Genomic DNA, 14,773 nt, shown 5'->3' on the forward strand with positions numbered 1-14,773 from the left:
GCCCAACTTTTGCCTTAATCCTGTGTAAAAACTTTGCTTCGTTTAGCAATATAAAAACGCGAATATCTTTTATGTCGAACATTATTTACTGTGCTCTACTTATTGCATTGATCTTTTGAATAACTTTGGATAAGACCATTTGAAAAAACAACGGTATAATTTATGCACATATTTATACAAAAACATACAATTTAATTAAAAATGAATTTAAGAAACCAACAAAAAGGAACAACCTTGATTGAAGTTCTAGTAAGTGTCGTTGTTATTGCTATTGGTTTATTGGGGATTGCTGCTCTACAGGGTCATTCTACTCGCTACAATCATTCAGCCCATTTGCGCTCTATTGCCATATCCCAAGTCAATAACATGGTAGATCGGATGTATGCAAACCTGGAAGGAGTAGAAACAGGTCATTATAATAACATCACAGGGATTCCTCCCGACCCGAATTGTACCACCTGTACCTTAAGCCAAATTGCCCAGCGAGATACTAATCAATGGAATACAACTAATGCTCAATTATTACCTTCCGGACAAGGTACTGTAACCGTTAATGGCAACCGTCACATCATTACACTGCGTTGGGATGGCAATCGTACAGGAGCGACGGGGACAGGCTGCAGCGGTAATGCGGCCATTGATCTCAGCTGCTTTATTGTGGAGGTCCAGTTATGATCTTGCGAAAAAGCAGGGGGTTCTCCATTGTGGAGTTGATGGTTTCCATTGCGCTTGGCACATTAATTATTGCCACTGTGGGAGAAATATATCTTAGCAACCGTACCACAAATACCATACAAGCTGCTTTAGCACGATTACAGGAGAATGGCAGATATGCGAATTTTTTACTCAGTAAAGAATTGCGTATGGCTGGGCATCATGGGTGTGGAAATCAAAGCAAAATAAATACGACCAATTTGGTCTCAAACCAACCAAATTTGTCAGATTATGACATCGCTATTAAAGGTTACGACGGCCTTTCTTCCAGCTTTAGTCCTTCATTGCCTACATATTTAACGGCAAATCCTGTTCCCGGCAATGACGTATTGGAAATCCGCATGGCTTCATTTCATAGTGTGAATCTTACATCGGACATGAATCAAACCAACAATCCTGTTCTGGTAGATGATCGTCTAGGAATTCAGGCAGGTGAAATTGTCATGATCACTGATTGTTCTGTAGCCGATATCTTTGAAGCCGGTGCAAATACCAACGCCACAGCCATTACCCACACGGTAAGCAACAATACATCCAATCACCTTAGCATCCCTTATTTGACAAATGCGCAAGTGATGCGCTTTTTCTACTATGTATTTTACATCAAAGACACTGGCCGAACAAACGCACAGGGCCAGCCTATTCTGGCGTTATATCGACAAAACATCAACGGTGTTGAAGAAGAAATCGCCGAAGGCGTTGAACAAATGCAAATTACTTATGGTGTGGATACCAATGGAGATCGCGCAGCAGACAGCTATCAATCTGCAGCGCAGGTTAATAGTGCGAATAATTGGAATAGCGTCATCAGCGTAAATATCAATTTACTGTTTGCAACCATTGAAAATGTAAATACTAAAGCTGAGTCTTATACGTTTAACGGAACAACGGTAACACCCTCCGACCGTAAGTTACGTCGTCAGTGGAATACCTTTGTCACTTTAAGAAACAGGGCGTTGCCAGGATGAATACGCAAAAAGGCGCAACTCTTGCAGTTTCATTACTGCTTTTATTGGTGATTACCTTGTTAGGCGTAAGTGCCATGCAGGTCACCCATATGGAAGAAAAAATGAGTTCCAACCTGCAGGATAAATTATTATCGTTTTCCTCTGCCGAATCCGCGCTCAGAGCTGGGGAGAAATGGGTCTTGAATCAACCTACAGAACCCAAAGTGCATGCCACTTGTCCTTCACATCCTTGCGTACAGGAGCGAAAGTACAATATAGATTTTACACAACAAAATACATCATGGTGGACAGCTCATTCCGCAGTCTACCCTGCCAGTCTGAGTGATATAGCCACTCCTCCACGTTATTTCATTGAATTTATGCAATTTATTCCAGACGCACCTGTCGTAGGAAGCTCTTCTGTTAAAAGCACGGGTGTATTTTATTATCAAATTACTGCTCGAGGTACAGGAGCTACAAATGATTCTGTCAGTATTTTGCAAACCACCGTTGCAAGGAGATACTGATGCTTAAACTTCGTTTATGTGCATCTTTTTTTACCGGTTGGCTATGCATTAACATGCTGATTGCAGCGCCCCTGAATATATCACAAACACCTTTATTTCTTACGGACAGTGTTCCACCATTAACAATGCTTGTTATAGGTCGTGATCATAAACTTTATTTTGAAGCTTATAACGATGTTTCTGATGTAAATGGCGATGGACAAATCGATTTGAAGTTTATACCGAGCATCGATTACTACGGTTATTTCGACAGTTATAAATGTTATGCCTATGACAGTGCCAACCAATATTTCTACCCTGTTTCCAAGTCCGCTACCAAACAATGTTCCGGAAACTGGAGTGGTAATTTTTTGAATTATATTACCACTGCAAGGCTGGACGCGATACGTAAGGTTCTCTACGGTGGTTATCGCGCAATTGACAGCGAAAATGAAACCATTCTGCAACGCACATACATTCCGCAGGACGGTCATAGCTGGGGAAAAGAATACAACAGCGCTGCTGTAGACGGTTATAACATCAGTGACTATACACCTCTATCGGCACCTTCCTCTTCCACAAGCTATCATCTTTTTGCCAATACCACACTGAGAAACGGTACGGCTGCTCCATTGTTAAGGGTTGCCCCAAATCAACCTTACAGAATCTGGGAGTGGGTTAGTATAGAAAGACCAGTGGCAGGAAGTCGAGCCTTGAATGGAAGCTCAGGTCCTCTCATAAGTGGCATTCAGGATTATGTCGTACGCGTTAAAGTTTGTGATGCAACGGTGGGATTGGAAGCTAACTGTCGTGTCTATCCTAATGGGGAATATAAACCCATAGGTCTGTTACAGGAATTCGGCGAAAATGACGCTATGCTTTTTGGCTTAATTACAGGAAGTTATACCAACAATCTCGCTGGCGGAGTTTTACGTAAAAATATTTCATCCATTACCGATGAAATTAATTTAAATACTGGACAGTTTACCGCTTTAAATGGGATCATCGCGACATTAGACAAACTTACGGTGACTGGTTTTCAGACGGATTACACCTATAGCTGCGGCTGGATAACAACACGTAATATTAATAATGGTGAATGTGAAATGTGGGGAAATCCCATTGCAGAAATGATGTATGAAGCGACTCGTTATTTTGCAGGGAAAAATTCACCAACTTCCAGTTATAATTATTCCAGTGGAACGGATAGCAGCCTGGGCCTTGCCAAACCTTCCTGGCAAAACCCATACAATGAATATCCTCGCTGCTCAACTGCAAATATGTTGGTGATCAGTGATCTATATCCTTCATATGACAGCAATTTAATCCCTGGCAGTTATTTTAACAGTTTCACTGGTGATTTAGATAATTTTAATGCGTCCCAACTGGCACAAACCATTTTTTCAGGTGAAGGTTTTAGCAGTTTACTGGCTTTTATTGGGCAATCCGGCAGCAATATCGATGGCGCTCCCACTCCTAAAACTGTCAACAGCTTCAGTAATATTCGCGGTCTTGCTCCACAGGAAGCTAATTCTGAAGGAAGTTATTATAGTGCGGCCGTTTCTTATTATGCCTGGATCAATGATATCAATAGCGCTCAAGGGAAACAAAGCGTCAAATCATACATCGCAGCTCTTTCATCTCCTTTACCGGAATTTAAATTCAACGTTGGTGATAACCTTATCCGTATTGTTCCTTTCGCCAAGTCAGTAGGAGGCTTCAGTATCGATCCAACTCAAGGACAATATCAGCCTTCTAATAATATCGTTGACGTTTACATTGATCAGCTTACCACAACATCAGCCGTTTTCCGTATTAATTTTGAAGATGTACAACAGGGTGCTGACTTTGACATGGATGCTATCGTTCAATACACCGTAACGGTGAATGCCGACAATACACTCACGGTTCATCTTGATTCCACCTATGCTGCTGGTTCCATTATACAACACATGGGATATGTGATTTCCGGGACAACAGAAGATGGTGTCTATCTTGAAGTAAGGGATTTTGATACTGCAGAAGGTAATGATCCGGATTATTTTCTTGATACTCCGCCTGGTCAATTACCTGGCCAGCTTTGGCAGGACGGGGCTGCTTTACCTCTTTCAGCAACACGTACATTTACTCCCAGCAATCAACCGGCAGCCATCACATTAAAGTCTCCTTTATGGTATACTGCTAAATGGGGAGGATTTAACGATACTAACGGCAACAACATTCCTGACCAAGCCTCCGAATGGGATACTACAGGTAACGGAGATCCCGATAATTATTTCCTCATCACGAATGCTACCAGCTTACGGGAACAAATTGCCAAGGTATTCGAGCAAATCATTGAGCGAACAGGATCATTTTCATCGGCTGCTTTAAGCAGCGGTTTTCTGGCAGAAAATACTCGTATTTATCAAGCCATATTCCGTACAAAAGACTGGAGCGGGCAGTTGCTGGCTTTTGCTATTGATCCAGCTACAGGTAACATTTTAAGAAATGGAAGCGGGCCTATGGGTTCACTATGGGATGCTTCTCAAACCTTACAGAGCCAGAATTTTGATTCAGGCAGACGGATAATTACCTATAAACCCTCGACTCAAATAGGTATCCCATTCCGTTGGCCGGCGAATGAAGCCTCTCCAGGGCTATCCGAAATGGATATAGCTCAGATTACGGCATTAAATACGAACCCGACAACAGCCACTGTCGATAATCTCGGACAGGCAAGACTCGAATACATTCGGGGCAATAAAGCTCAGGAAGTTCAAAATGGAGGAACGTTCAGAGATAGGATAACACCTCTGGGAGATATCATTAATTCAACCCCCATTTCTGTAGCTCAGCCTGAGCAACAGTACCCTCTTATCTGGATCGATGGAGCTCCAGAAAATAACGTATCCTATACTACCTTTAAGGAAAATAATGCAAATCGAAAAAATGTCATTTATGTCGGCGCCAATGATGGCATACTGCATGCTTTTGACGCTGACAATGGAAGTGAGTTGTTTGCCTATATTCCGGCGAAAATCATATCCTCTTTACCACAATTGACTTCACAGGATTACAATCATCGCTATTTTGTTGATGGCTCCCCTACGGTCATTGACGCTCTGGTTAATAACCAGTGGCGAACGGTTCTTGCTGCGGGACTGAATGGAGGAGGACAAGCGGTATATGCATTAGATATTACCGATCCCAATCAGTTTAACGAGGCCTCTGCTGATAACATTGTGCTTTGGGAATTCACTGACGCCGATGATCCTGATCTTGGCCTCACCTACAGTCAACCTTCCATCGTAAGACTTGCTAACGGCAAGTGGGCAGCCATTTTTGGTAATGGATACAACAACACAGCGTCGGATAATTTTGTTAGCACCACAGGCAATGCTGTCATTTACATTGTGGACATTGAAACCAAGGCCATTATTAAAAAATTTGACACAGGTGTTGGGATGAGTGCAGATCCACTAGCTCTTGGCAGACCCAATGGCATGTCAACGCCAATCATTGTAGACGTAGATGGCAATAGCATCGCCGACTTTATCTATGCAGGAGATATGTTTGGGAATTTATGGAAAATAGACATTTCCGCTAATAATCCAAACAGTTGGGGCTTCAGCTTTAAACAAGGCAGTTCCCCTGCTCCTCTTTTTGTAGCCCAGGATGCAAATGGAAATCGTCAACCCATTACCTCACGCCCTATTGTATCCAGATTAAGTTTCAATCAATCGGCCTTTCAAGTTTATTTTGGTACAGGAAAATATTTGGAAGTATCCGATAAAACGGATTTATCAATACAATCAGTCTATGCTTTACGTGACAATAATACCGGTGTCATCACTGGTCGATCTCAGCTAAGAGAGCAAACGATCATCTCGGAATCAGAGAATACCCGTATTACCAGCGAGAACTTGTTGGCAAACAATGATCGAGGGTGGTATCTGGATCTCATTGTGAATGGAGTAGCCCGAGGAGAACGTGTGGTGTCCAACCTTGTTTTTCTCAATGATAAAATTATTTTTTCCACACTCATTCCCACCGATGACCCTTGTGATTTTGGAGGAGAAAGCTGGTTAATGGAGCTAAATGCTCTGGATGGCAGCAGGCTCGACTATAATGTTTTTGATGTTAATAATGACGGTACAATCGATAGTGGGGACAGCGGTACTTATGTCGACAGCAACAGTCAAACGATCACAGTCCCTGTGAGCGGCCTTAAATCACAAGTAGGGTTGATTGCAACCCCTTCAGTATTAAATGCCGGTGATAAGGAATACAAATATCTACCTGGTACCAGCGGCGATATCCAGAAAATCAATGAGAATCCTGGAAGCCAGATCTTCGGCAGACAATCCTGGAGGCAACTAAAATAACCTCAACTCGACATCAAAGGCATGCTCTTTGATGTCGCTAAACGAGTATACTTCTCAATAACAGGTGTGCATAAACAGTCTGCCCTTATCTTTTTACATTTATGGGCTTTAAGTTAGCTAATGCCCTGTTTTATTCCCAAAGCGCTCGGCAATTCGTTAGCCATCGCCGTTCCCACGTTCTTAGCAAAACGCTCAAATAAATTGGGTTTATAAGTGTAATCAATGATGTCATCGACATTAATTTTAACGCGGGCCACATCACCACTGCTGCCAAAACCATCGATTAAACCTTGGCCTAACGACTGCTCCCCAGTCCAGAAAAGACCGGAAAATGTATCACTGTCAATGTGCAATCGGCTTTTCCGTCCTTCTTTGACTCGAGAAATAAACTGTTGGTGGATCAAGTCAAGCATGGTTTGCAAATATTGTTTATCTTTGGGTTTTTCTGGTGAAAAAGGATCAAGAAAAGCCTTATTCATACCCGCAGTCTGCAAACGTCTTGTCATTCCCAGTTTATCGATCGTGTCCACAAAACCAAATCCATTATAGACCACGCCAATAGAGCCTACCAGACTGACCGGACTTGCGTAGATTTCGTCAGCTGCGGAGGCCACATAATAACCAGCGGACAAGCAGGCATCCACACAGACAGCATAAATTTTAATGTCCGGATATTTTTGCTGATAATAACGTATGGAATTATACATGTATTCCGCTTGAACAGGACTTCCCCCAGGACTGTTGATGCGCAGAATCAATCCTTTCATGTTTTTATTTTGATAAGCATTATCAAGTGCCTTAACTAAATTATCAGAACTCGCAGATCGCCCTTCAAATATGGTTCCGGTAAGATCGATTAAGCCAGCATGCGGTTTTAAAATAGTTGCCGTTTTATCGTCCATGTTGATTTGATTTATTTTGAAAAATAAAAAAATAATAAATAATAAAATAAAAATACGAAACAACCAGCGCCAGCGCCGTTTGCGCCTTTGCTCACGCATATATTCTAGAATCATAGTATTCAATAGCGCTTGTGAATCCTGTTTATCATTTGAAGAACTTTCATTATTCATATTTAGGCACTTGAATTTAAAGAAAAGAACCTCATTTTACGTAAGTAATGCAATAAATGAAATCCCTATTTTTAAGGTCATACTATGCGAATGGACAAACTCACTTCAAAATTTCAACTGGCTTTAGCTGATGCTCAATCACTTGCCTTAGGTCGTGATAACGGTTTTGTTGAGCCAGAACATTTAATGAAAGCATTACTGGATCAAGAAGGAGGCAGCTGTCGCCCTTTACTTAGCAAATCAGGCGTCAATATTGCCCAGCTAAGAACTTCCATCGATCAAGCCCTCGACAATCTGCCTAAAGTTTCCGGAATAGGTGGTGAAATTCACGTATCCAATGATCTGGCCAAATTACTTAATCTGACAGACAAGCTGGCGCAAAAACGTAAGGACCATTACATTTCCAGTGAATTATTCATTCTTGCAGCAATCAGTGAAGATGGGACTCTTGCCCGGCTTTTAAAGCAGGCAGGTGGGGATAAAAATGCCATCGAAAAAGCCATTGATGAGCTCAGAGGCGGGGAATCCATTCAAGATCCCAATGCTGAAGAACAGCGACAAGCACTGGAAAAATATACCCTCGATCTTACAGAACGCGCTGAGCAAGGTAAACTTGACCCTGTCATCGGTCGGGATGATGAGATACGTCGAACCATTCAAGTTCTACAAAGACGCACCAAAAATAATCCTGTACTCATCGGTGAGCCCGGTGTAGGTAAGACTGCTATCGTTGAAGGTTTGGCCCAACGCATCATCAATGGGGAAGTTCCTGAAGGCCTGAAAAATAAACGCTTGCTTGCTCTGGACATGGGAGCCTTGATTGCCGGCGCCAAATATCGAGGTGAATTTGAAGAACGCTTGAAAGCCGTTCTAAATGATCTGGCTAAACAGGAAGGACAAATCATCTTATTTATTGATGAATTGCACACCATGGTAGGCGCCGGTAAAGCAGAAGGAGCCATGGATGCAGGAAATATGCTAAAACCAGCGCTCGCTCGCGGGGAACTTCATTGTATTGGAGCTACCACGCTTGATGAATACCGTCAATACGTAGAAAAAGATGCCGCCTTGGAGCGCCGTTTTCAAAAAGTTCTTGTGAATGAACCCAGTGTTGAAGATACTGTAGCCATTTTGCGCGGCTTAAAGGAACGCTATGAAGTCCATCATGGCGTAGAAATTACGGATCCTGCTATCGTTGCAGCCGCAACACTTTCCCATCGATATATTTCTGATCGACAACTCCCTGATAAGGCCATTGATTTAATCGATGAGGCAGCAAGTCAAATTCGAATGGAAATCGACTCCAAGCCAGAAAGCCTTGACAAACTTGACCGCAGACTTATTCAACTCAAAATTGAGAGAGAAGCTCTCAAGAAAGAAACGGATGAGGCCTCCAGAAAACGCTTTGAGGACCTGGAAAAATCCATCGAAGAGCTGGAAAAAAATTACTCTGATCTTGAAGAAATATGGAAAACAGAAAAAGCGGCGCTGCAAGGTACCACTCATATCAAAGAAGCCCTTGAGCAAGCTAAACTTGAGTTGGAAACGGCTAGACGAGCCGGTGATCTAACACGCATGTCTGAACTACAATATGGTCGAATACCTGAACTGGAAAAACAATTAAAAGACGTATCTGCAACCGAATCACAAGAGACAAAACTGGTCCGAAACAAAGTCACAGATGAAGAAGTTGCTGAAGTGGTGTCCAAATGGACAGGTATTCCAGTTGCTAAAATGCTGGAAGGTGAGAAAGAAAAGCTATTGCATATGGAAGAAGCCCTTCACAAACGATTGGTTGGTCAGGATGAAGCCGTTAGCGTGGTCTCCAATGCCATTCGGCGCTCTCGTGCCGGACTTTCTGACCCCAATCGCCCTATTGGCTCTTTTCTCTTTTTAGGCCCGACAGGTGTGGGTAAAACAGAGTTATGTAAAGCTCTCGCTGCTTTCCTCTTTGACACTGAAGAAGCCATGGTGCGCATTGATATGTCGGAATTTATGGAAAAACACTCTGTGGCAAGACTCATCGGTGCTCCTCCAGGTTATGTCGGTTATGAAGAGGGAGGATATTTAACAGAGGCTGTCCGTCGTCGACCATACTCGGTCATACTACTTGATGAAATTGAAAAAGCACACGGTGATGTTTTTAATATTTTATTACAAGTGCTGGACGATGGTCGTCTGACCGACGGCCAAGGTCGAACGGTTGACTTTCGTAACACAGTCATCGTTATGACTTCAAATCTTGGTTCACATCTAATTCAGGAAATGAGCAGTAAACTCAGCTATGAACAAATGAAGGAAGCTGTTATGGGTGTGGTCAACGAGCATTTTCGACCCGAATTTGTTAATCGCATTGATGATAGTGTGGTTTTTCACTCTTTGGAAAAAGATCAAATCGCCACCATTGCCAAAATTCAAATCAATCATCTACAAAAAAAGCTAGAGCAACAAAATATGCGATTGGATGTCAAACCAGAGGCGCTTGCCTATATAGCTGAGAGCGGTTTTGATCCAGTATATGGAGCACGACCTTTAAAACGAGTCATTCAGCAAAAATTGGAAAACCCTTTGGCCCAGGATCTATTGACTGGAAAGTTCAAACCCGGTGATTCGATAAGGGTCAGCTATAAAAATAAGCAACTGATTTTTAAATCATGAGAAAAATAATATAGGTCAATTTTCTTATAAACCACGGTTCGGAGTTTATAAAAGGCTAAAACTTATTTGTTTTTCATTTTCTTTCTCTACCAGTTTTAAAAATTCTGCCCTCTGCAGAGTAACTTGGTCCTTAAATACGTCCAGACTTCCCCAAGTCTTGCAATTAAGTTGAAAATGGCTGCCTTCCGAACCTGAATCCAATAACCAACGTTGTAGCATATCAAGACCCTGAAAACAGGCTTGGTGATCTGTATTAATATTGTTCTCACTGCTACATTCCAAAACCAGTTTTAAAGATTTCGTTAATTGCTCCATTTTTATCGGTCGGTAAAGCATAGCCACAAAAGCACCAAATAAAGCATATTGGCTTCGGGAATTTAAGCAAGCTGTAACAACCTCCTTAAACCATAGAGCGTCTTCACTTTTCTCCGGGGTTTCAGAACAGATATAATTACAAGCTGAAGAAATAAGCTCTGCTACCTTTTTTCTAATATCGGAATCCTTGATGTTTTCAAGGGATAGCTCTCTTACTATATCTAAACTGAATTTTTCATGAGAAGAAGAATTTTCCAATGTCTTAAATACATCTTCCAAAGCTGAATGAACATTTTGATGAAGCTGTTCAACCATTTCCGCTAAAGATTCTAAAAAATCTATTCCTTCAATTTGTTTCTTATAAGGTGTAGACTTCTGCTCCTGCTCCTTAATGATTCTATCTAAATAAATAAAAAAATTAGGATCATCTTTGAAATGAGGAAATTTTTTATAATTATCATCCAATTCCATATTAGCACGAAACGTCTGGCAGCAAGTTGTAACCGTCAAAGGATCCAAGTGATTTTCTTTCGTTATGCCCAGAATATCTTCTATCACCACAAACAGCCTGCATTGTCGCCTACAACGTTTTTTTACTTCTTCTTCATCCCTGGTGCCCCAAAAAGAATAAGACCAACTATATTCAGCAATAATTCTATAATAGCGATGAAACAACGCCCCCAGCAACATCTGTAAAGCCGCTTTTTTATTTTCTTCGTTCGATTGCAAAGCTACTGGGAAAAGTTCGGTATATAACTTTCTGAATACTTCAATTTGTGAGGCACGATCAGAACAATTCTTTTTTTTTAACATTTCCTCATTTATCAACACCAAAAGAACGTCCAAACTCGATGGATTATCACTGGCCAAACTAGGCAGTTTATAAATTTCAGACCATTCTTTTGGACTATCAAGAGAGGCTCTACCTGGTGGATTATAACGTCTGGCAATCGCCGAAAAAGTATGTATCAAATTGTGGGTTTTCTGTAAAAGCTCACTAAAGATTGGTGGGGTGTATGCCATATACCCTCCTTGAAAAGGATTTTCAAGCCTAGCGAATGAATCCATTCCCATTTTTTATGACACATGCCCATATCATGTATGGGTTCTGGCACTCGCAAATTATAAATATTGGACTGATACGGAAAACAGCTCGATTTTTGTAAGCTTAAAATCTATTTTTTCCGTATGCATTTCCCCGTGGCAGCTTAATGCCTCATTCTTCAGAATAGAGGCACTCTCTTTTCTTATAACAATCTGCTAAAGATTTTGCAAGATAGGATTTAATAAATTGCGTGAGTTCACATAAAAGCGTGAATACCTTTTGGGGCATTATACCTATAAAGTTTTTACGGTGAGGTTAAATTTAGAAATGCTCATGAAGAAAATCCTGTCTTTTTCTTAACGATTGAACTGCTAGTAATATTTACCCCTTCATTCACAAGCTCGTTTTTTAGGCGTTTATATTGTTCAACATCCAGGGGACGTACCGCATCTTCCAATAACCAGCATTTAAAATGTTCTTTCATGGCGTCTTTAATTGAATAATAAACACAAATGTCCGCAGCTAAGCCACAAAAATAAAGCTCGTTGGCTTTTTTTTCACGAAGATAGCCACTAAGACCGGTGCTTTTCTGATGACCATTATCATAAAAACCACTGTAACTATCCATTTCGGGATTGGTTCCTTTGCGAAAAATGGTTTCTATCGGAGCAATATTTAATTGTGGATGAAATTCAGCACCAAAAGACATTTGAACGCAGTGATCAGGCCATAGGATCTGCTCGACACCATGTAGTTTTATTTTGTCAAAAGGTTTGTGGTCAGCATGATTTGAAGCAAAACTTTTGTGATTTGCCGGGTGCCAGTCCTGAGTTGCAATAACGAGCTCAAAAGAGCTGGAGATACGGTTGATGACTGGTACAATAGCGTCGCCATCCTGAACTTCCAATGCACCTCCCGGCATAAAATCATTTTGTACATCAATGATCACCAAGGTTTTCATGTTTATTCCTGCTCATGTTTTTTTCTTAAATCTTCTCTCTTATTCATCAGCTCTAAGCTTAAACCTATTTTATAAATATGAGGATTCTCGAAACGTTTATATTCTGACGGCAATAGCTTTAAGCGTTTTTGGTGATAATTCATTGTCTCTTTAAGCGTTTTTGTTTGCATGGTTGGTTTTCCATTCTCCATTACCTTATGTAGCAAAGGTTCCATTTCATATCCTTTTACAGACATCGATTTGGCAGACTCAAAAGGATGAAACATTTTACTGAAATGATTGCTCTCTTCAGCTAAAGCAATAATATCTGCGCCTAAGAAGTCCCCATTTCCATTGAAAAAGCGATAGACTTGTTTTTTCCCTGGCAAAGTGATTTTATTTAAGCTTTCAGAAAGTTTAATCCTGGGTTTACCTCTTGCAAATGCAAGTTTGTAGACACCATCCAATGCAGCATCTGGTGCCCCTATGGCCAGATTTGTCCCCACGCCAAAAATATCAATAGGTGCTTTTTGCTCCAACAAACTTTTAATGACATGCTCATCTAACTGATTTGAAGCTGCTATCTCGACATAATCCAGCCCGGCTTCATCCAGCAGTTGACGTGATTTCTTTGCCAGATAAGCCAAATCACCACTATCGAGACGAATTCCTTTAAGTTTATTACCCCGTTTCTCCATTTCTTTGCCAATCTTGATTGCATTGGGAACGCCTTGTTCAAGCGTATTATAAGTATCGACCAACAAGACACAGTTATCAGACCAGACTTCGGAAAAATCTCGAAATGCAGATATTTCATCATCATAGCTTTGAACAAAAGAGTGAGCCATAGTTCCTGAAATAGGTATATCATAATCACGACCGACACGAACATGACTGGTTGAATCAAATCCACCGATCACTGAAGCTTTGCTGGCAAAATATCCGCCTGCTCCCTGAGCTCTTCTTAAACCAAATTCAATCAATTTTCGTTTTCCCGCCACAAATCGCATGCGACTTGCTTTTGTGGCTATCAAAGTCTGAAAATTCAAAATATTGAGCAGCATGGTTTCGATAAGCTGAGCTTCAATGATATTAGCCTCAACGGTCAAAACCGGACTGGTAGGAAATACGATTTCTCCCTCTTTCGAAGAATATATATTCCCTGTGAAGTGAAAATTTTTTAAATAATTGAGATAATCCGAATTAAATCCCTGAGATTTCAAATATGAAATATCCTCAGCATCAAAACGAAGATGTTCAATTTGTTCCAGCAAGTCTCCTAAACCGGCAAAAACCGCATAGCCTCCATCAAATGGGAGCTTGCGAAAAAAATAATCAAAAATCGCTTTATCATCTTTTTGACCCTTTAAAAAATAAGCTTGTCCCATAGTGAGCTGATACTGATCCGTATAAGTGCCCGTTATGTTAAAAAACATCTCTGCGCTCCTTAATAAAAATTCATCTTATCGGGGTTAAATGCACCCGGCAAGAGTAGGTGTTTATGGAAAGCACTAAGATTTTATTTTTTATCAAAAACCCCGGTTCGGAGTTTATCAAAAAGAATTCTATAACCGACTTTTCGCACCATAGGCTGTTGCCAATTCTTTTTTAGGCAAAAAATTTTCAATTCGGTCATGTGCTTCGTCTAAACTTCCTCCACTAATTCACTTCTACTGGCGTTTTTCATTTTATTCAAAGAGGCATTTTCCTGACGCATCTCTTTTATTTGATTGTTTTGATCAACGAAAATTACCCTTGGTATATGCACTCGACAGTGTTCTTCAGCCAACTGTATAAATGAAGCAATAATAATGATATCACCAGGCGTGACTAAATGTGCTGCAGCACCATTTACACAGATTTCACCTGAGTTTTTCCTCTCTTCAATGGTATAGGTTTCAAAACGCGTACCTGCTGTAACGTTCCATACTGAAACGGCTTCATTAGGCAGGATATTCGCAGCCTCAAGCAATTGCGAGGAAATGGTAATACTACCTTCATAGTCCAGATCCGCCTGGGTCACTGTAGCTCGATGAATTTTTGATTTTAGCATTTTGCGGTAAAACATTTGTTTTTTATTCCTGTGAATCTTAAACACTTTCAGAGGTGATTTTACTAAAATTAAATGAGATAAAATCCTTCAATTTCCAAATTATATGCAAAGTAGCGAAAGAAAATACATCAAAAAAGAATAGTTTTCCACAAAAT

General features: G+C 40.8%; 10 protein-coding genes. 5 read left to right on the forward strand and 5 right to left on the reverse strand.

Features of this window, described 5'->3' with window-relative positions; translation table 11 throughout:
• Positions 1-234 precede the first annotated feature (234 nt).
• The 4 genes from pilV to E4T55_RS01075 are packed head-to-tail and all read left to right on the forward strand — an operon-like array spanning position 235 to position 6,534.
• The gene (gene pilV / locus E4T55_RS01060) at positions 235-675 is read left to right on the forward strand and encodes a type IV pilus modification protein PilV (RefSeq protein WP_058501470.1); all 441 of its coding nucleotides are present in this window, start codon (positions 235-237) and stop codon (positions 673-675) included.
• Positions 672-1,682 (forward strand): PilW family protein, encoded by a 1,011-nt coding sequence (locus tag E4T55_RS01065; protein WP_058501471.1) that lies wholly within the window; start codon positions 672-674, stop codon positions 1,680-1,682. The genes pilV and E4T55_RS01065 overlap by 4 nt, the downstream gene beginning before the upstream one ends.
• On the forward strand, positions 1,679-2,188 hold the full coding sequence (locus tag E4T55_RS15145; RefSeq protein WP_058501472.1) for a pilus assembly PilX family protein: 510 nt from the start codon (positions 1,679-1,681) through the stop codon (positions 2,186-2,188). The genes E4T55_RS01065 and E4T55_RS15145 overlap by 4 nt, the downstream gene beginning before the upstream one ends.
• Positions 2,188-6,534: a pilus assembly protein gene (locus E4T55_RS01075; RefSeq protein WP_058501473.1), complete on the forward strand. Its 4,347-nt coding sequence runs from the start codon at positions 2,188-2,190 to the stop codon at positions 6,532-6,534. Before E4T55_RS15145 ends, E4T55_RS01075 begins: the two co-directional genes overlap by 1 nt.
• Before the next feature lie 113 nt (positions 6,535-6,647).
• Here E4T55_RS01075 and E4T55_RS01080 read toward each other — a convergent pair whose 3' ends face one another.
• On the reverse strand, positions 6,648-7,607 hold the full coding sequence (locus E4T55_RS01080) for a S49 family peptidase (protein ID WP_058501474.1): 960 nt from the start codon (positions 7,605-7,607) through the stop codon (positions 6,648-6,650).
• 84 nt (positions 7,608-7,691) lie between these two features.
• On the opposite strand from E4T55_RS01080, the gene clpB reads away from it, so the two are divergent.
• On the forward strand, positions 7,692-10,265 hold the full coding sequence (gene clpB / locus E4T55_RS01085; RefSeq protein WP_058501475.1) for an ATP-dependent chaperone ClpB: 2,574 nt from the start codon (positions 7,692-7,694) through the stop codon (positions 10,263-10,265).
• A gap of 45 nt (positions 10,266-10,310) precedes the next feature.
• Here clpB and E4T55_RS01090 read toward each other — a convergent pair whose 3' ends face one another.
• The 4 genes from E4T55_RS01090 to panD all read right to left on the reverse strand — a co-directional run bounded on the left by E4T55_RS01090 (position 10,311) and on the right by panD (position 14,633).
• Positions 10,311-11,603 (reverse strand): hypothetical protein, encoded by a 1,293-nt coding sequence (locus E4T55_RS01090; protein WP_058501476.1) that lies wholly within the window; start codon positions 11,601-11,603, stop codon positions 10,311-10,313.
• Positions 11,604-11,956: 353 nt separating this feature from the next.
• Complete coding sequence (gene pncA / locus E4T55_RS01095) at positions 11,957-12,586, reverse strand: bifunctional nicotinamidase/pyrazinamidase (protein WP_058501477.1); 630 nt, start codon at positions 12,584-12,586, stop codon at positions 11,957-11,959.
• A 2-nt stretch (positions 12,587-12,588) separates the two neighbouring features.
• On the reverse strand, positions 12,589-14,001 hold the full coding sequence (locus E4T55_RS01100; RefSeq protein WP_058501478.1) for a nicotinate phosphoribosyltransferase: 1,413 nt from the start codon (positions 13,999-14,001) through the stop codon (positions 12,589-12,591).
• 209 nt (positions 14,002-14,210) lie between these two features.
• Positions 14,211-14,633 (reverse strand): aspartate 1-decarboxylase, encoded by a 423-nt coding sequence (panD, locus tag E4T55_RS01105; protein ID WP_058501479.1) that lies wholly within the window; start codon positions 14,631-14,633, stop codon positions 14,211-14,213.
• Between the last annotated feature and the right edge of the window lie 140 nt (positions 14,634-14,773).

It is taken from the genome of Legionella israelensis (genome assembly GCF_004571175.1).
GTDB classification, from domain to species: Bacteria; Pseudomonadota; Gammaproteobacteria; order Legionellales; family Legionellaceae; genus Legionella_D; species Legionella_D israelensis.